Below are 16,729 nucleotides of genomic sequence, written 5' to 3'. Positions count from 1 at the left end.
TTTACGCCATCTCCTCGATGTGCTTGGATTGATCGAAACGCCGGATGCCGAGTTGCCTGAAGCGCGCGTTCTCGATGCGCTCGACCTCGGCGGCCGGCACCCAGTAATCCACGTCCTGGTTGTAGGTGCGCGCGATGAACGTGGCGATCATGCCGATCAGGCCCACCGCCGCGAACACCCACATGTGCCACACGATCGCAAAGCCGAACAACAGGCTGAACGCGGCGATGATGAAGCCCGCGCCCGTGTTGCGCGGCATATGGATGTCCTCGTACTTCGCCGGCTGCACGTAGGCGCGGCCCGCTTCCTTGTTGTCCCAGTGCTGCTCCATCGAGGTGATCTCCGGCAGCACGGCGAAGTTGTAGAACGGCGCGGGCGAAGCGGTCGACCATTCGAGGCTGCGGCCGTCCCACGGGTCGCCAGTCACGTCGCGGTTCGCTTCACGATCGCGCAGGCTCACCACGATCTGCACGATGAACGAGAGAATGCCGAGGCCCACGAACACCGCGCCCACGAGCGCCACCACGAGCCACGGATGCCACTCGGCCACCTCATAGTGATTCATGCGGCGCGTCATGCCTTCGAAGCCGAGAATGTAGAGCGGCGTGAACGCGAGCCAGTAGCCGATCAGCCAGCACCAGAACGACACCTTGCCCCAGAACTCGTTGAGCGTGAAGCCGAACACCTTGGGGAACCAGAAGCTCACACCCGCAAGACAACCGAACACCACCCCGCCGATGATCACGTTATGGAAGTGCGCGACGAGAAAGAGCGAGTTGTGCAGCACGAAGTCCGCGCCCGGCACGGCCAGCAGCACGCCAGTCATGCCGCCCACGGCGAACGTCACCATGAAGCCGATGGTCCAGAGCGTGGCGCTGTGATAGCGGATGCGGCCGCGGTACATCGTGAAGAGCCAGTTGAAGAGCTTCACGCCGGTCGGGATCGAAATGACCGTGGTCATGATGCCGAAGAACGCATTGACGTTCGCGCCCGAGCCCATCGTGAAGAAGTGGTGCAGCCACACGAAGAACGAGAGAATGCCGATCGACGACGTGGCATAGACCATCGACTTGTAGCCGAACAGCGGCTTGCCCGAGAACGTCGCAATGATTTCCGAGTACGCACCGAACGCAGGCAGGATGAGGATGTACACCTCCGGGTGACCCCAGACCCAGATCAGGTTGATGTACATCATCGCGTTGCCGCCCAGCTCGTTCGTGAAGAAATGCATGTCGAAGTAGCGGTCCATCGTGAGCAGCGCGAGCGTGGCGGTCAGCACCGGGAACACTGCAACGATCAGGATGTTGGTGATGAACGCCGTCCACACGAACACCGGCATCTGCATCATCTTCATGCCCGGCGCGCGCATGCGCAGGATCGTGACGATGAAGTTGATGCCCGAGAGCGTGGTGCCGAGGCCCGATAGCTGCAGCGACCATATGTAGTAATCCATACCGACGGTCGGGCTGTAGCCGAGCTCCGAGAGCGGCGGATAGGCCACCCAGCCCGTGGCCGCGAAATCGCCCACGAACATGGAGACCATCACGAGCACCCCGCCCACCACCGAAAGCCAGAAGGAGAGCGAGTTGACGAACGGATAGGCCACGTCGCGCGCGCCGATCTGCAGCGGCACGACTACGTTCATCAAACCGAGAATGAGCGGCGTGGCCACGAAGAAGATCATGATGACGCCGTGCGCCGTGAAGATCTGGTCGTAGTGATGCGGCGGCAGGTAGCCCGCGGCGTCGCCATACGCGAGCGCCTGTTGCGCGCGCATCATGATCGCGTCGGCGAAGCCGCGCAGCAGCATGATGACGGCGAAAATGATGTACATGACACCGATGCGCTTGTGATCGACCGACGTGATCCACTCGCGCCACAGATAGCCCCACTTGCCCGCGATCGTGATCGCGGCGAGCAAGGCGAGGCCGCCGAGCGCCACGACGGCGCCCGTGCCCATGATGATCGGCTCGTGCCAGGGAACGGCGTCGAGCGTGAGTTTTCCGAACATGGTGTGATTACTCCGCTGCCAGGATGGCGCTACGGTTGAGCGTGAGCGCCGGGGCGCCTGTGCCGGGGACTGCGCTGGGGGCCGTGGGGACCGTGCCGCAAATCGGATTGCCGTGCACGTCGCGCATGTATTTGCCGACCACGCCGTCGAACAGGCCCGGCGCGACGTTCGAATAGAGCGTCACCGGCGTCTTCTCGCCGGGCAACGCGAGCTGTTCGTAGGCCGCGCGGCTCAGCATCGTGGGCGACGCCTTCGCCTGCGCGATCCAGGCGTCGAAGTCGGCGCGGCTTTTGGCCAGCGTTTCGAAATGCATGTCGGAGAAGCCCGGGCCGCTGAAGGCCGCCGAGCGGCCCGCATAAATGCCGGGCTCGTTCGCGATGAGGTGCAGCTTCGTCTGCATGGCCGGCATCGCATACACCTGGCTGCCCAGTTGCGGGATGAAGAACGAGTTCATCAGCGACTCGGCGGTGAGGTTGAACTCAACAGGCGTATCCACGGGAATCGCGAGCTGGTTCACGGAGGCCACGCCGTAGTCCGGGTAGATGAAGAGCCACTTCCAGTTGAGCGCAACCACGTCCACACGCACGGGCTTCGTTTGCGATTCGATCGGGCGATACGGGTCGAGCGAGTGCGTCGTGCGCCAGATCAGCACGGCGAGCGTGAGCACGATCACGCAGGGGATCGTCCACACCACCACTTCGATGGCCGTGGAATGCGACCAGCGCGGCGCGTAAGCCGCGTTCGTGTTGGACGCGCGGTAGCGCCACGCGAACCACAGCGTGAGCACGATCACGGGAATCACGACCAGCAGCATCAGGCCGAGCGCGATCAGGATCAGGTTCTTTTCCTGCACGCCGATGTCGCCCTTCGGGGCGAACAGCGCCATGTTGCAGCCGCTGAGCAGCACGAGCGGGGCACCCGCCGCGACGAGCGCGGCGCGGCGCAGAAAGCGGGTAATCAGGGGTGGACGTGATGAAGAAGGCGGGCCGGCCGTAGCGGCCCGCCCCGAGCGAGGGTCTGGATTGCGCATGTCTGGTTCCAAGGTTGACGTTCGCGCAAACCCATCCATACGTGCTCACTCTGCTGCCGCACGAGCGGCCTCGGAGGGCCGCCGCAGAAGCCATACATAGCCTATATGTATGGATTTACGCGCTTCATGCACGCATGCTAGAGTAAGACATGACGCATACATCCGCGACAGAATGACACACGACCTACCTGCCGAAAGCGCCGGAGAGATCAATGCATGGGCCACGGCGATGCAGTCCGGCAACGGCCCGCGCTACCTGCGGCTCGCCGATTTCATCGAAGGCGCGGTGGCGCAAGGCACGCTGCGCCCCGGCGAGCGCGTGCCCGCGCAGCGCAGTCTCGCCACCCTGCTTGCGGTCGATCTGACCACCGTCACGCGCGGCTTCAACGAAGCCCGGCGGCGCGGGCTGATCGAGGCGCGCGGGCCGCTCGGCACCTTCATCGCCGCGCCGCGCGCCGAACTGCTCCAGCGCGTGGACCTCAGCATGAACATCCCGCCCGCGCCCGCCGGCCTCGACATGAACGCGCTGCTGCGTGAAGGCATGGCGCGCGTGCTGGTGCGCAGCGACGCCGATCTGCTGATGACCTACCACATGGGCGGCGGCGGCCGCGCCGACTGGCAGGCGGGCGCGAAGTGGCTGCAGCCCATGCTCGGCCACGTCGCGCCCGATCGCGTGGTGGTCTGTCCCGGCGCGCAGGCGGCGCTGGCCGCGCTGATCCTCGCCTTCACGCAACCCGGCGAGGTCATTCTTGCCGAGGCGCTGCTTTATCCGGGCCTGCCACACGCGGCGGCGCAACTGGGCCGCCGCATCGCCCCCGTTGCCGGCGACGCCCACGGCATGCGCCCCGACGCGCTCGAAGCGGCTTGCCGTGAGCACGCGGCCCGGCTCATCTACGTGAACCCTACGTTGCAGAACCCAACGACGGCGACCATGCCGGAGGCGCGCCGCCTCGAAATCCTGCGGGTGGCGCAGCGCTGCGGCGCGCGGATCGTCGAAGACGACCCTTACTGGCGTTTCGCGCCCGATGCGCCCGCGCCGTTTGCCCGGCTCGCACCCGCTCAGGTCTGCTATCTCGCGACGCTTTCGAAGACGCTCTCGCCCGGCCTGCGCACGGCTTATCTCGCGCTGCCCGACGAAGAGGCGCGCACGCGCCTCGTGACCGCGCTGCGCACGTTCTCGCTGATGGCCGCGCCGCTCACCAACGCGCTCGCCACGCACTGGATCGAGGAAGGCGTGGCCGAGCAGATCTTCGCGGACGTGAAGGCCGAAGCGCGCGAGCGCCAGCGCATCGCGGCGCACACGCTGGGATCGTCGGCGGGCGCGGGCATTCACCTCTGGTACGCGTTGCCGCGCTACTGGCAGGCGCGCGAACTGGCCGCGGCAGCGAGCACCGAGGGCCTCGCCGTGGCGCCCTCCACGGCGTTCCAGCAAGGCCCGGAAACCGCGAACGCGATCCGCATTTCGCTGGGCGCGACGGGCGGGCGCGAACCATTGCAGGCCGCGCTGCGCAAGCTCTCGGCGCTGCTCGCGAACGACCGCAGCGCGCAGGCGCAGGTCATCGTCTGACGGCACTTGCCGCGCGCTCCCCCTGGCACCGCAATTGCTACGGTTTATCGTTTCCCTGCTTCAGCGCGGCTGCGCGGCCATGCCCACATAATGGCAAAGACGCGGCGCAGCGGCGCAAGTACACTCGTCGCAGCAGGCGGCGACCGGATTCGAGTAACCGCGCCCGCAAGGGCGCCCCAAATATGGGAGATACGACGATGGCAAACGAGCAAATGCTGGCGCAGATGCGCGACAAACCGGGCTTCATCGCCGCGCTGGACCAGAGCGGCGGTTCGACGCCTGGCGCGCTGCGCCAGTACGGCATCCCCGAAAGCGCGTATAGCGGCGACGCCGAAATGTTCCGCCTGATCCACGAAATGCGGGTGCGCATCGTCAGCGCCCCCGCGTTCACGGGTGAGAAGGTGATTGGCGCGATCCTCTTCGAGGCGACCATGGATGGCCAGGCACAAGGCAAGCCGGTGCCCGACTTCCTCTGGAACGAGCGCGGCGTCGTGCCGTTCCTCAAGGTCGACAAGGGGCTGGAGGCCGAATCCGACGGCGTGCGCCTGATGAAGCCGATCCCGGGCCTCGACGCCCTGCTCGAGCGCGCGGTGAAGGCCGGCATTTTCGGCACCAAGATGCGCTCGGTGATCGAGCACGCCTCGCCTTCCGGCATCGCTTCGATCGCCGCACAGCAGTTCGCATTCGGCGCGCAGATCTCCGCGCACGGACTCGTGCCGATTCTCGAGCCCGAAGTCTCAATCAAGGCCCCCGACAAGGCCAAGGCCGAGAAGCTGTTGCGCGACGAACTGCTCAAGGGGCTCGACGCGCTGCCCGCCTCGCAGAACGTGATGATCAAGCTCACGATTCCCGATACGCCCGACTTCTATCTGCCGCTCATCGAACATCCGCGTGTGGTGCGCGTGGTGGCGCTCTCCGGCGGCTATTCGCGCACTGACGCGTGCGAGCGTCTCGCCAAAAACCATCGCATGATTGCCAGTTTTTCGCGCGCGCTCATCAACGACCTCACGAAGTCGATGAGCGACGCCGAGTTCGACGCCGCGCTCGCCGCGAGCATCGACGAAATCTGGAAGGCCTCGGTGCAGAAGGTCTGAATCCGGCCTGAACCCTGCCTCAAGCCGCGCCGGGCGCCACGCCCGGCCCCGGCACCGGTCAGGGATGTGAAAACGGCATGACACGCAGCCGGCCTCATTAATCGGGGCCGGTTATACTTGCGCCTTCTTTTTCTCCTATGCACCGGCCATGAGGCAGTTACTCTGCCTGCTCGTCCTGTTGCCGGGCCTCGTGCAAACCGCGGCCGCGCAGGCGCAGCAGCAGGCGCCCGCTAGCGACATCGTCAGCGCATCGGCTGCGAGCGAGGTAGCTCCCGCAAGCTCCAGCGCCATGTCCGGCGCGGTTTCGAAATACCTCACGCAAAAGTTCGGTATCGCGAAAGGGAAAGCCGCGCAAATCTCGCTAGCCGTCACGGGCGCCGCCGAGAAGTATTCGCTGCCGCCCGCGGTGCTGCTCGCGATCATCTCGATCGAGTCGCGCTTTCGTGAGAAAGCGCACGGCGCGAATGGCGCGACCGGACTCATGCAGGTCGTGCCGTCGGCGCATCGCAATCTCCTGCACAACAAGGATCTCACCGACCCCGAGGTCAACATCGACGTGGGCTCGTCGATCCTCTATGGCTATCAGCGCGCGGCCGGCGGCGACCTCAATGCCGCGATGAAAAACTATGGCGGCTCGAAGGCCTATGCGGAAAAGATCCGCACGCGCGCCGTGGAGTTCAGCCGGGTGCTCGACACCGCTAGCGCGCCTGCCGCGAGCGATGCGCCGGCGAGCGTCGGACTGGCGGCTTCGGCGGCCTCCGCCTTTGCGGCCGCGGCGGCAACGGCCGCGATCGGCGCCTCCGCACCCGCTGCAGCACCCTCCGCGACATCGGCGGCCTCCGCGCAGGCCGCCGTGCAAAACGCCGCGTCGGCCAACGCGCGCTAACACCGTTTCCTGCTTCGCTCAGGCTACCCTGCGTGGGATCGGCGGCCATGCGATGCGCATCGAAAGCATCCTGGATCACAATACGAAGAGGTCGGCGCGCGCCGAAGGTTGCGCGCGCATCGATCGACAGCGCGCCCGCCAGACGTGCGAACGCCCCTCTCACGGCAATGCCGTGAGAGGGGCGTCTCTCGAAAGGGAAACTTCCGGCGCGCGGGCTCAGGCGCCGCTTGCGGGCGTCTCGCCGTTTTCCGGTTGCTGAACCGCGGCTTCCGGCACGTTGGACGGCGCTTGCGGCTCGACACCCTGGGCTTCGGGCTGGGGCGCGGGTTCGGTCTTCGCCTCGGCCTTGGCGTCGGGCTGTGCCTTGGCGTCGGGCTGTGCCTTGGCGTCGGGCTGGGTCTTGCCCTCTTCGCGCGCCTTGGCTTGCGCCTCGGCCTTGGCCTTCTGACGCGCAAGCGCCGCATTCGCGCGGCCGACGTGTGACGGATCGATGCCCGGGCCTTCCGAGGCCGTGCCGTCGAGTTCGTAGCGCGAGCCGCCTGCGGCCACACGCTCGTGATAGCGCGGATGATTCACATGGCGCTTGAGCACGGCGACGATCATCGTGCGCTCGTACTCGGGGTGACGCGCGACGAGATCCTCGGCCACGCCGATCTTGAGCGGCAAACGGTCGCGGAACGCCGGGTAGTGCTTCGCGAACACGTTCCAGACCGTGTTGAGCTGGCGATTGCGCTCGATGCGCGCCTTTTCGGCCTCGCTCAGATTCGCGGCCGGCGGCTGCTGGGGACGCGCCGGACGGCGGCGTTGCTGCTGCCCGGAACGCTCGCCCGCCTCAGGCCCGCGGGCCGGCTTCGGCTGCTGCGGCCGGCGCGGCTGCTGCGCGCGCTGCCCCTGCTCGCCTTGATTCTGCTCCTGCGCTCGCGCGCCCTGAGGCCGGCCGTGGCGCGAGCGCGCACGCTCGTCCTTGCCGCCGGCTGCGCCAGCAGCCGCCGAACCCTCTCTCGGCGCACGCGGGCCCTTCGGGGCGTGCGAGCCGCCATGGCTCTTCGTGCCCTTGTGAGCGGGCTTGCCTTGCGATTTTTGCGCCTGTTCTTCGGCCGGCTGGCCTGAGCCGCCCCCCATGCTCTTCTTGATCTCAAGAAGACCTTCCTTGAAGCTCAGGGTACGGCGTTGTTGCGATGCGGCTTTCACGTCCAGATCTCTTCCATATGGAACCGGACGCTATGATACCGAAAACACGGCCGATCCAACCGGGCAATCAATTGTTGCGGCCGGTTTCGCGTCCGCCATCATGTGCCGCGCCACACCGCGAATCCACGCGGCGCGCGGCAAAATCCCCCGAATTTCATGCACCCACACCTTGCGCACGCAAGGATCGCATCCTTTTTTTCATTACGACACCATGACGATTTCGACATCCGCCCCCCGTTCCACCCTGCGCGCCATCGTGACCGGCCATACGCGCGGACTGGGTGCGGCGCTCGCGCAATCGCTGCTGCAACGGGACATCGAGGTGCTCGGCCTCGGCCGTGGCGCGCATGCGGAACTGGCTTCCCGCCATCCGGAACGGTTCGCCCAGGCCGTCGTGGACCTCGCCGATCCTGCCGCACTCGAGCGCTGGCTGGCGGGCGACACGCTCGATGCGTTCGCGCACGGCGCGCAGTGCGTACTGCTCTTCAACAACGCGGGCACCGTCGAGCCGATTGCCCCGCTCGGCGCGCAGGACCCGCTCGCCATCGCGCGCGCCGTGACGCTCAACGTGGCAGCGCCGCTGATGCTCGCGAATGCGCTCGCCGCCACGCCCGCGCTCGGCGCGAACGCGTCGCGCCGCATCGTGCATATTTCGAGCGGTGCCGCGCGCAACGCGTATGCGGGCTGGAGCGTGTATTGCGCGACCAAGGCCGCGCTCGACCACCACGCGCGCGCCGTCGCCCTCGACGCGCCCGCCGGCGTGCGCATTTGCAGCATCGCGCCGGGTGTGATCGACACCGGCATGCAGGAGGCGATCCGTGCGACGCGCGTCGACCAGTTCCCGATGCGCGAGCGCTTCGAACAGCTCAAGCAGAATGGTTTGCTGTCCACGCCCGCAGCGGCCGCGCAACAATTGATCGACTATGCATTGAGCGAGGCATTCGGATCGGTGCCCGTCACGGACGTGCGCGAACTCGGCAAGGCGTGAGCGTGTCGTGCATTGAATCGTCGCCGTCGCGCCTCACGTAAGCGCGACGCGCGGCCGTACCGCTTTCAGGCGCCGCACGCCACCCGCAAGCACGAGCAATGCGCCGACCGCGAGCACATCGCCCGCGAGCCGCGCGGGCAAGGAAGCGGTGACGTGCGTTGCACGCAGCAGCGTGTCGATGACGTTCGAAGCCACCGCGCCCCCCACGAAACAGACGAGGCCCTGCTGCCCCACGTTGACGACGGCTGGCAGCCGCTGCGCGAGCCATGCTATCCAGCCCTTGCGCACCGCCTGCGCGGCGAGCCAGGCCACGGCGGCGAAGTTCACGATGCGCACGCTCGCGAGATTCTGTTTCATGTAGCCAGGCTGAGGGTCCAGATCGGCGAACAACTGGATGAACGCGAACGTGACGACGAGCACCAGCGCGAACGCCGTCAAGGCGCGGCCCGTCCACGAGACCTGGAACGCGCGCGACACCGGATAGATGCGGCACAGCAGGCCCAGCATGAACATGGCCTGCCAGGCAAACGGGTTGAACGGCCAGATGGCGCCGGGCGCGGTCGGCAGATACCCCACGAGCCAGCACCCGCCGAACCACAGCACGAAGCTTCCCACGAGCACGAGATCGGGCGAGCGGCGCGCAAGCGGCATCACGAATGGCAGGATCATCACGAGCATGATGTACATGGGCAGCACGCCGGCCAGATAGGGCTGGTCGCGAAACACCGCGATATTCGCGAGCATCGTGAACGGCTGCGCAGCGAAGCGCAGATAACCCGACTCTGCGACCAGCGGCGAATCCACCCGCAGCATCACCGCGGCCGCGCCCGACAGCAGCATGAGCGCAGCCGTGCACAGGTACGCGGCGTAGATCTCGCGCCCGCGGCGCCAGAAGCGCCGGTTGGCCGCGCCCTCGCCCTTGCGTCCGGCGATGGCGAGCCAACTCGCTGCGCATACATAGCCGCTCACGAACACGAAAACCTCGGCGGAGTCGCAGAACGCGAAGTTGTGCAGCATCGCATGCGAAAGCACGCTGGAAGGAATGTGATCGAGCGCGATGGAAATCAATGCGAAACCCCGGAAAAAGTCGATTTCGATCGATCGCTTCGCTGTCTGACTCATTGGTGACGACTCCCGTTCGTGTCGAAGATTACGATTGCAGGGGTGCGCGACTTCGATTCGATGAAGCTGTCAGCTTCAGGAGTCATTTTGTAAGGATGCCTGATCGATTCGTCGCTGCACGCACAACGCATGAAAGGGTTCCGTAAAAGGCTGTGCGAAAGTGCGGCCTCACCATGCGACTTTAATGCCAGCTCGACGCGAAATGGGCCTGCGTAACCCATGGTAAGCATTTCGCCCGCGTCACGCTTGCACGCAGTCGCGCGCGCACGCCCGGACGGTGCGCGCCATGCACATCGAATCAGCGGCCGCCCGTTTCTGGTGCCACATCCTGTGGCTTCACGTCTGCACCGTCGCGGCATTTCGGCCGTCGCGCCTGGAAAGGCGCGCGAAAGCCTGCATGTTCCCTTTACTCGCGTCATGGCGAGTTGACGCCGGGCCGCGCCGAGGGTTCCGCAAATCGTCCGAAGTTTCGCCGCCGCGCCTAGGGTCATCCCGCCCTCGCACGCGAATTACTTGACACCTAAAGTAATTGGACATACATTGAGCTTGCAGACTGAACAAAGGAGCGAGCATGCGCATTGTTTGCATGGGTGGCGGGCCCGCGGGCCTCTATTTCGGCCTTTTGATGAAGCGCCGTCACCCCGACTACGAAATCACCGTAATCGAACGGAACCGCCCGTACGACACGTTCGGCTGGGGCGTGGTGTTCTCGGACCAGACGCTCGGCAACCTGCGCGCGGCCGACCCCGAAAGCGCGGACGAGATTCTCGACGCCTTCAATCATTGGGACGACATCGAGATTCACTTTCGCGGCAGCGCGATCCGCTCGTCGGGCCATGGCTTCTGCGGTATAGGCCGCAAGCGCCTGCTCAACATCCTGCAGGCGCGCTGCGAAGCGCTCGGCGTGAAGCTCGTGTTCGAATCGCAGATCACCGACGACGACGTCACCCACGCGGACCTCATCATCGCGAGCGACGGCCTGAACAGCGCCACGCGCCAGAAGTACGCCGCCACCTATCAGCCCGATATCGATTTGCGCAATTGCCGCTTCGTGTGGCTCGGCACCTCGAAACTCTTCGACGCGTTCACGTTCGCGTTCGAGGAAACCGAATGGGGCTGGTTCCAGGCGCACGCCTACCGGTTCGACGACAACACCTCGACGTTCATCGTCGAAACGCCCGATCACGTGTGGCGCGCAGCCGGCCTCGACACCATGAGCAAGGAGGACAGCATCGCGTTCTGCGAGAAGCTGTTCGCGCGCTATCTCGACGGCCACGCGTTGCGCTCGAATGCGTCGCATCTGCGCGGCTCGTCGCAATGGATCCGCTTTCCGCGCGTGGTCAATCGCGAATGGGTGCACTGGAAAACCGCGGCCGACGGCAAGCAAACGCCTGTCGTGCTGATGGGCGACGCGGCGCACACCGCGCACTTCTCGATCGGCTCGGGCACGAAGCTCGCGCTCGAAGACGCGATCGAACTCGCCAACAGCATGGAAGCGCACCCCGGCGATCTGCGCGCGGCGCTCACGCACTACACCAACGTGCGTAGCGTGGACGTCCTGCGCATTCAGAACGCCGCGCGCAATTCCACGGAGTGGTTCGAGCACGTGGACCGCTACGCGACGTTCGATCCGGAGCAGTTCGCCTATTCGCTGCTCACGCGCTCGCAGCGCATCTCGCACGAAAATCTGCGCGAGCGCGACGCGCATTATCTGTCCGGCTTCGAAACGTGGCTCGCGCAGCGCGCGGGCGGCGAGGCGCGCGCCGTGCCGCCCATGTTCACGCCTTACACGGTGCGCGGCGTGACGTTGAAAAACCGCGTGATCGTCTCGCCGATGGCGCAGTATTCCGCCCATGACGGCGTAGCCGGCGACTATCACCTGATGCATCTGGGCGCGCGCGCCATGGGCGGCGCCGCCCTCGTAATGACCGAGATGACCTGCGTCTCGCCCGAGGCCCGCATCACGCCCGCCTGCCCCGGCATGTATGCGCCCGAGCATCTGCAGGCGTGGAAGCGCATCGTCGATTTCGTGCATGCGAACTCGGACGCGAAAATCGGCATGCAGCTCGGCCATTCCGGCGCCAAGGGCTCGACGCGCGTGGCATGGGAAGGCATCGACCAGCCGCTCGACGAGGGCAACTGGCCGCTCGTCTCCGCGTCGCCGCAGCAATATCTGCGCGGTGTGAGCCAGTGGTCGCACGAAGCGAGCACTCAGGAACTGCGTGACATCGAGGCGCAATTCGTGCAAGCCACGCAAATGGCAGACGAAGCGGGCTTCGACTGGCTCGAATTGCACTGCGCGCACGGCTATCTGCTTTCCAGCTTCCTTTCGCCGCTCACGAACCAGCGCACCGACGAGTACGGCGGCTCGCTCGAAAACCGTCTGCGTTATCCGCTCGACGTTTTCAAGGCGATGCGCGCGGTCTGGCCGGAAGACAAGCCGATCTCGGTGCGCGTCTCGGCACACGACTGGGTCGAAGGCGGCAACACGCCCGACGACGCCATCGAAATCGCGCGCGCGTTCAAGGCGGCAGGCGCGGACATGATCGACGTTTCGTCGGGCCAGGTGAGCAAGGAAGAAAAGCCCGTCTTCGGCCGCATGTTCCAGACGCCCTTCGCCGACCGCATCCGCAACGAAGCGGGCATCGCGACGATCGCCGTCGGGGCGATTTCCGAGGCGGATCACGTGAACGGCATCATCGCGGCCGGGCGCGCCGACCTGTGCGCGGTGGCGCGGCCGCATCTGGCCAATCCCTCGTGGACGCTCACCGAAGCCGCGCGCATCGGCTACCTCGACATCAAGTGGCCGAACCAGTACATGGCGGCCAAGACACAACTCGAACGCAACATCGAGCGCGAACGCGCCGCCGCGGCAGCCGCGGCCGGCCTGTCGCCGATCGAGCGTGCACAACGCGCCGAAGGAACCGTGTGAGCATGAACCAGGCAATCCTGAACGATCGTCATGCCGTCGTGACCGGCGGCGGCAGCGGCATCGGCGCGGCGACGGCGGCCGCGCTCCTGCATGCGGGCGCGCGCGTCACGCTGATGGGCCGCGACGCCGCGCGGCTCGACGCCCAGCGTGCTGCGCTCGGCGGCGGCGAGAACGTGGCTTGCGTGAGCGTCGATATCACCGACGAAGACGCCGTGAACGCGGCGTTCGCGCGTGCGGAGGAAACGCTCGGCGCCGTCGATATCCTCGTGAACAACGCGGGCCAGGCTCAGGCCGCGCCGTTCACGCAAACCGACCTCGCGCTGTGGAAACGCATGCTCGACGTGAATCTCACCGGCGCGTTCCTGTGCACGCGCGCGGTGCTGCCCGGCATGCTCGCGCGCAAGGCCGGACGCATCGTCAATGTCGCGAGCACGGCGGGCCAGGTCGGCTACCCGTATGTCGCCGCCTATTGCGCCTCGAAACATGGCGTGATCGGCATGACGCGCGCGCTCGCGCTCGAAGTGGCCACGCAGGGCGTGACCGTGAACGCCGTGTGCCCCGGCTACACGGAAACGGAGCTGCTGCAGGCGTCGCTCGAACAGATCACGCGCAAGACTTCGCGCAGCGAAGCCGAGGCGCGCAGCATCCTCGTGCGTCACAACCCGCAGCAGCGTTTCGTCACGCCGGAAGAAGTCGCCAACGCCGTGCTGTGGCTGTGCGCGCCTGGATCGTCCGCGATCACGGGCCAGTCCCTATCCGTTTCCGGTGGAGAAATCACATGACATCGCCCGCATCCACGCGCAAGAACGCCACCGCGAAGGCCGCAACGAAAGCGCCGCGCAAGGGCGTCGAAAAGCCGGCGGAGAATGTCGTCGACATGGAAATGAGCACGGGCGCCGACAGCCACATGGGCCTGCGCCTGTGGCTGCGCCTGCTCGCCACGACGAACCTCGTGCAGGCCGAGCTGCGCCGCCGCCTGCGCGTCGAGTTCGATACGACGCTGCCGCGCTTCGACCTGATGGCGCAGCTCGAGCGCCACCCCGAAGGTCTGCGCATGACGGAACTCTCGCGCCGCCTGATGGTGACGGGCGGCAACGTCACGGGCATTACCGATCAGCTCGAAAAGGAAGGCCTCGTCGTGCGCGACGTCGCCCCCGACGACCGGCGCGCCTTCGTGGTGCGCCTCACGCCCGAGGGCCGCGCCCTCTTCGACCGCATGGCGGCCGCACACGAGCAATGGGTGGTGGAGCTGTTCGGCGGCCTCTCGCTCGACGAGAAGTCGAAGATGCACGAGCGGCTCGGCAAGCTCAAACAACATCTGCGCAACGGGCTCGAAAGCTGAACACACTGCAATTGCAAAGATCCGGGAGACCTATCTTGACGACACGTTCCAGCGCCGAAGCGCTCTTCGCGGGCAACCGCGTCACGCTCGCCGGTTATGAGGCGCAACACTTCGGCTGGTCGGTGCAAGGCCGCGTGGCGACCATCACGCTGAACCGCCCAGAACGCAAGAATCCGCTCACGTTCGAATCGTATGCAGAACTGCGCGATCTGTTTCGTCAGCTCGCCTATGCGACGGACGTGAAGGCCATCGTGCTGCATGGCGCGGGCGAAAACTTCTGCTCGGGCGGCGACGTGCACGACATCATCGCGCCGCTCATCGATCTGCCGATGCCCGAACTGCTGATGTTCACGCGCATGACGGGCGACCTCGTGAAAGCCATGCGCCACTGCCCGCAGCCGATCATCGCCGCCGTGGACGGCGTCTGTGCCGGCGCCGGTGCGATTCTCGCCATGGCCTCCGACATGCGCTACGCCACCGCGCGCAGCAAGCTCGCGTTCCTCTTCACGCGCGTGGGGCTCGCGGGCTGCGACATGGGCGCGTGCGCGATCCTGCCACGCATCATCGGTCAGGGCCGCGCGGCCGAACTGCTGTACACAGGCCGCTCCGCAAGCGGAGAAGAAGGCCACGCATGGGGCTTCTACAACCGCATCTGCGAGCCCGCAACGCTGCTCGCCGAGGCACAGAAGCTCGCCGCCGACCTCGCGTCCGGCCCGACCTTTGCGCACGGCATCACCAAGACGATGCTGCATCAGGAATGGACCATGAGCATCGACGAGGCCATCGAGTCCGAAGCGCAGGCGCAGGCGATCTGCATGGCCACGCGCGATTTCGGCCGCGCCTATGAGGCGTTCGCGGCCAAAACGCGTCCGGTTTTCGAAGGAGACTGAATTGAACGCTGCCGTTGAAACCAATCTCCACGACGCGCTCGCGTGGCCGTTCTTCGAAGATCGCCATCGCGCGCTCGGCGCGGCAATCGAAGCGTGGGCGCGCGAGCATCTCGCGCACGTGCCGCACGACGACGTCGATGCGACCTGCCGCGCGCTCGTGCGCAAGCTCGGCGAAGCCGGCTGGCTGCGCTACGGCGTGGGCGGCACCGCTTACGGCGGCCATGGCGACACGATCGACACACGCGCCGTCTGCCTGTTGCGCGAAACGCTCGCGAAGCACTCGGGTCTCGCCGACTTCGCGCTCGCCATGCAGGGCCTCGGCTCCGGCGCCATCTCGCTGGCCGGCGACGACGCGCAAAAGTCGCGCTATCTGCCGCGCGTCGCGCGCGGCGAAGCGATCGCCGCGTTTGCGCTCTCCGAACCCGAAGCGGGCTCCGACGTCGCTGCGATGGCGCTCGCCGCACGGGCCGAGGGCGACGACTACGTGCTCGACGGCGAAAAAACGTGGATCTCGAATGGCGGCATCGCCGACTTCTACGTGGTGTTCGCCCGCACCGGCGAGGCGCCGGGCTCGCGCGGCATCAGCGCGTTCGTGGTCGATGCCGACACCCCCGGGCTCGAAATCGCCGAACGCATCGACGTGATCGCACCGCATCCGCTCGCGCGCCTGCGCTTCACCGGCGCGCGCGTGAAGCGCAGCCAGATGCTCGGCGCGCCGGGCGAAGGTTTCAAGATCGCCATGCGCACGCTCGATATTTTCCGCACCTCGGTTGCCGCGGCTTCGCTCGGCTTCGCGCGTCGCGCGATGGCCGAAGGACTCGCGCGCGCCGCTTCGCGCAAGATGTTCGGCCAGACGCTCGGCGATTTTCAGCTGACCCAGGCCAAGCTCGCACAGATGGCGCTCACCATCGACAGCAGCGCACTGCTCGTCTATCGCGCCGCGTGGCTGCGCGACCAGGGCGAAAGCGTGACGCGCGAAGCCGCCATGGCGAAGTGGCAGGCAAGCGAAGGCGCGCAGCAGGTGATCGATGCGGCCGTGCAACTCTGGGGCGGCATGGGCGTGCAAAGCGGCAACGTCGTCGAGTCGCTCTATCGCGAGATTCGCTCGCTGCGCATTTACGAAGGCGCGACCGAGGTGCAGCAACTCATCGTCGGGCGTGATTTGCTCAAGGCATACAACGCCGCGTAAGCGCGTGCTGCGCGACGCTTCTCTACGGAACCGGACGAAACATGAAACAAGCCCTTCTTCCCGCAGGCTGGGTCAAGCCGCGCGGTTATGCCAACGGCGTTGCCGCCGCCGGCACGCAGGTCTATATCGCCGGCCAGATCGGCTGGGACGAGAATGCGCGCTTCACGAGCCGCGAATTCGGCGCGCAGGCCGTGCAGGCGCTGCGCAATATCGTCGCCGTTCTCGACACCGCGGGCGGCAGGCCCGAGCACCTCGTGCGCATGACCTGGTACGTCACCGACAAGAAGGAGTACCTGGCATCGCTGAAGGAAATTGGCGCCGCGTTTCGCGAGCTGATCGGCGACTACGACATCGCCATGAGCGCGGTGCAGGTGGTGGCGCTCATGGAAGACGACGCAAAGGTGGAAATCGAAGCGACCGCCGTGATTCCCGACGACGCGCGTCTCACGCGCCGATAACCCGCCGCCCACGCAACAGCACGATCAGC

Annotated in this window: 14 protein-coding genes; 10 read left to right on the top strand and 4 right to left on the bottom strand. The window is 66.3% G+C overall.

The window, feature by feature from the left end; all coding sequences use genetic code 11:
• Position 1 precedes the first annotated feature (1 nt).
• Complete coding sequence (gene cyoB / locus AB4Y35_RS05355) at positions 2-2,011, bottom strand: cytochrome o ubiquinol oxidase subunit I (protein ID WP_368703611.1); 2,010 nt, start codon at positions 2,009-2,011, stop codon at positions 2-4.
• 7 nt (positions 2,012-2,018) lie between these two features.
• Positions 2,019-3,041 carry a ubiquinol oxidase subunit II gene (gene cyoA, locus AB4Y35_RS05350; protein WP_368703610.1) on the bottom strand — a complete coding sequence of 341 codons (1,023 nt, stop codon included), beginning with the start codon at positions 3,039-3,041 and terminating at the stop codon, positions 2,019-2,021.
• 172 nt (positions 3,042-3,213) lie between these two features.
• On the opposite strand from cyoA, the gene AB4Y35_RS05345 reads away from it, so the two are divergent.
• The 3 genes from AB4Y35_RS05345 to AB4Y35_RS05335 all read left to right on the top strand — a co-directional run bounded on the left by AB4Y35_RS05345 (position 3,214) and on the right by AB4Y35_RS05335 (position 6,588).
• Positions 3,214-4,608 carry a PLP-dependent aminotransferase family protein gene (locus AB4Y35_RS05345; protein ID WP_368703609.1) on the top strand — a complete coding sequence of 465 codons (1,395 nt, stop codon included), beginning with the start codon at positions 3,214-3,216 and terminating at the stop codon, positions 4,606-4,608.
• A 197-nt stretch (positions 4,609-4,805) separates the two neighbouring features.
• Positions 4,806-5,702, top strand: a complete 897-nt coding sequence (locus tag AB4Y35_RS05340; protein WP_368703608.1) for a fructose bisphosphate aldolase — start codon at positions 4,806-4,808, stop codon at positions 5,700-5,702.
• Between the two features lie 148 nt (positions 5,703-5,850).
• Positions 5,851-6,588, top strand: coding sequence for a transglycosylase SLT domain-containing protein (locus tag AB4Y35_RS05335; RefSeq protein ID WP_368703607.1), 738 nt, complete (start codon positions 5,851-5,853; stop codon positions 6,586-6,588).
• Positions 6,589-6,804: 216 nt separating this feature from the next.
• On the opposite strand, the gene AB4Y35_RS05330 is transcribed toward AB4Y35_RS05335, so the two are convergent.
• Positions 6,805-7,779, bottom strand: a complete 975-nt coding sequence (locus tag AB4Y35_RS05330; protein WP_368703606.1) for a ProQ/FINO family protein — start codon at positions 7,777-7,779, stop codon at positions 6,805-6,807.
• 211 nt (positions 7,780-7,990) lie between these two features.
• Between AB4Y35_RS05330 and AB4Y35_RS05325 the strand changes: the two genes are divergently transcribed.
• Positions 7,991-8,767 carry an SDR family oxidoreductase gene (locus AB4Y35_RS05325; protein WP_368703605.1) on the top strand — a complete coding sequence of 259 codons (777 nt, stop codon included), beginning with the start codon at positions 7,991-7,993 and terminating at the stop codon, positions 8,765-8,767.
• A gap of 33 nt (positions 8,768-8,800) precedes the next feature.
• Here AB4Y35_RS05325 and AB4Y35_RS05320 read toward each other — a convergent pair whose 3' ends face one another.
• Positions 8,801-9,889 carry an OpgC domain-containing protein gene (locus AB4Y35_RS05320; protein WP_368703604.1) on the bottom strand — a complete coding sequence of 363 codons (1,089 nt, stop codon included), beginning with the start codon at positions 9,887-9,889 and terminating at the stop codon, positions 8,801-8,803.
• Positions 9,890-10,460: 571 nt separating this feature from the next.
• Here AB4Y35_RS05320 and AB4Y35_RS05315 point away from each other — a divergent pair.
• From AB4Y35_RS05315 to AB4Y35_RS05290, 6 genes are read left to right on the top strand one after another with little or no spacing between them, the layout of a single operon-like run.
• Positions 10,461-12,821 carry a bifunctional salicylyl-CoA 5-hydroxylase/oxidoreductase gene (locus AB4Y35_RS05315; RefSeq protein ID WP_368703603.1) on the top strand — a complete coding sequence of 787 codons (2,361 nt, stop codon included), beginning with the start codon at positions 10,461-10,463 and terminating at the stop codon, positions 12,819-12,821.
• 2 nt (positions 12,822-12,823) lie between these two features.
• A complete protein-coding gene (locus tag AB4Y35_RS05310; RefSeq protein ID WP_368703602.1) occupies positions 12,824-13,603 on the top strand; it encodes an SDR family NAD(P)-dependent oxidoreductase in 780 nt (259 codons plus the stop codon).
• The gene (locus AB4Y35_RS05305) at positions 13,600-14,163 is read left to right on the top strand and encodes a MarR family winged helix-turn-helix transcriptional regulator (protein WP_368703601.1); all 564 of its coding nucleotides are present in this window, start codon (positions 13,600-13,602) and stop codon (positions 14,161-14,163) included. Before AB4Y35_RS05310 ends, AB4Y35_RS05305 begins: the two co-directional genes overlap by 4 nt.
• A gap of 35 nt (positions 14,164-14,198) precedes the next feature.
• Positions 14,199-15,053: an enoyl-CoA hydratase family protein gene (locus tag AB4Y35_RS05300; RefSeq protein WP_368703600.1), complete on the top strand. Its 855-nt coding sequence runs from the start codon at positions 14,199-14,201 to the stop codon at positions 15,051-15,053.
• Position 15,054: 1 nt separating this feature from the next.
• Positions 15,055-16,242 (top strand): acyl-CoA dehydrogenase family protein, encoded by a 1,188-nt coding sequence (locus AB4Y35_RS05295; RefSeq protein ID WP_368703599.1) that lies wholly within the window; start codon positions 15,055-15,057, stop codon positions 16,240-16,242.
• Between the two features lie 41 nt (positions 16,243-16,283).
• The gene (locus tag AB4Y35_RS05290) at positions 16,284-16,700 is read left to right on the top strand and encodes a RidA family protein (RefSeq protein ID WP_368686959.1); all 417 of its coding nucleotides are present in this window, start codon (positions 16,284-16,286) and stop codon (positions 16,698-16,700) included.
• Positions 16,701-16,729 lie beyond the last annotated feature (29 nt).

This window comes from Paraburkholderia sp. EG286A, assembly GCF_040965375.1.
In the GTDB taxonomy this organism is placed as follows: domain Bacteria; phylum Pseudomonadota; class Gammaproteobacteria; order Burkholderiales; family Burkholderiaceae; genus Paraburkholderia.
Note: the sequence above shows the minus strand (reverse complement) of the source record. Positions and strands in the feature narration are given on the sequence as shown.

Coding starts and splice junctions, on each gene's coding strand:
- cyoB (WP_368703611.1), bottom strand. CDS start 2,011: ATGTTCGGAAAACTCACGCTCGACGCCGTTCCCTGGCACGAGCCGATC.
- cyoA (WP_368703610.1), bottom strand. CDS start 3,041: ATGCGCAATCCAGACCCTCGCTCGGGGCGGGCCGCTACGGCCGGCCCG.
- AB4Y35_RS05345 (WP_368703609.1), top strand. CDS start 3,214: ATGACACACGACCTACCTGCCGAAAGCGCCGGAGAGATCAATGCATGG.
- AB4Y35_RS05340 (WP_368703608.1), top strand. CDS start 4,806: ATGGCAAACGAGCAAATGCTGGCGCAGATGCGCGACAAACCGGGCTTC.
- AB4Y35_RS05335 (WP_368703607.1), top strand. CDS start 5,851: ATGAGGCAGTTACTCTGCCTGCTCGTCCTGTTGCCGGGCCTCGTGCAA.
- AB4Y35_RS05325 (WP_368703605.1), top strand. CDS start 7,991: ATGACGATTTCGACATCCGCCCCCCGTTCCACCCTGCGCGCCATCGTG.
- AB4Y35_RS05320 (WP_368703604.1), bottom strand. CDS start 9,889: ATGAGTCAGACAGCGAAGCGATCGATCGAAATCGACTTTTTCCGGGGT.
- AB4Y35_RS05315 (WP_368703603.1), top strand. CDS start 10,461: ATGCGCATTGTTTGCATGGGTGGCGGGCCCGCGGGCCTCTATTTCGGC.
- AB4Y35_RS05310 (WP_368703602.1), top strand. CDS start 12,824: ATGAACCAGGCAATCCTGAACGATCGTCATGCCGTCGTGACCGGCGGC.
- AB4Y35_RS05305 (WP_368703601.1), top strand. CDS start 13,600: ATGACATCGCCCGCATCCACGCGCAAGAACGCCACCGCGAAGGCCGCA.
- AB4Y35_RS05290 (WP_368686959.1), top strand. CDS start 16,284: ATGAAACAAGCCCTTCTTCCCGCAGGCTGGGTCAAGCCGCGCGGTTAT.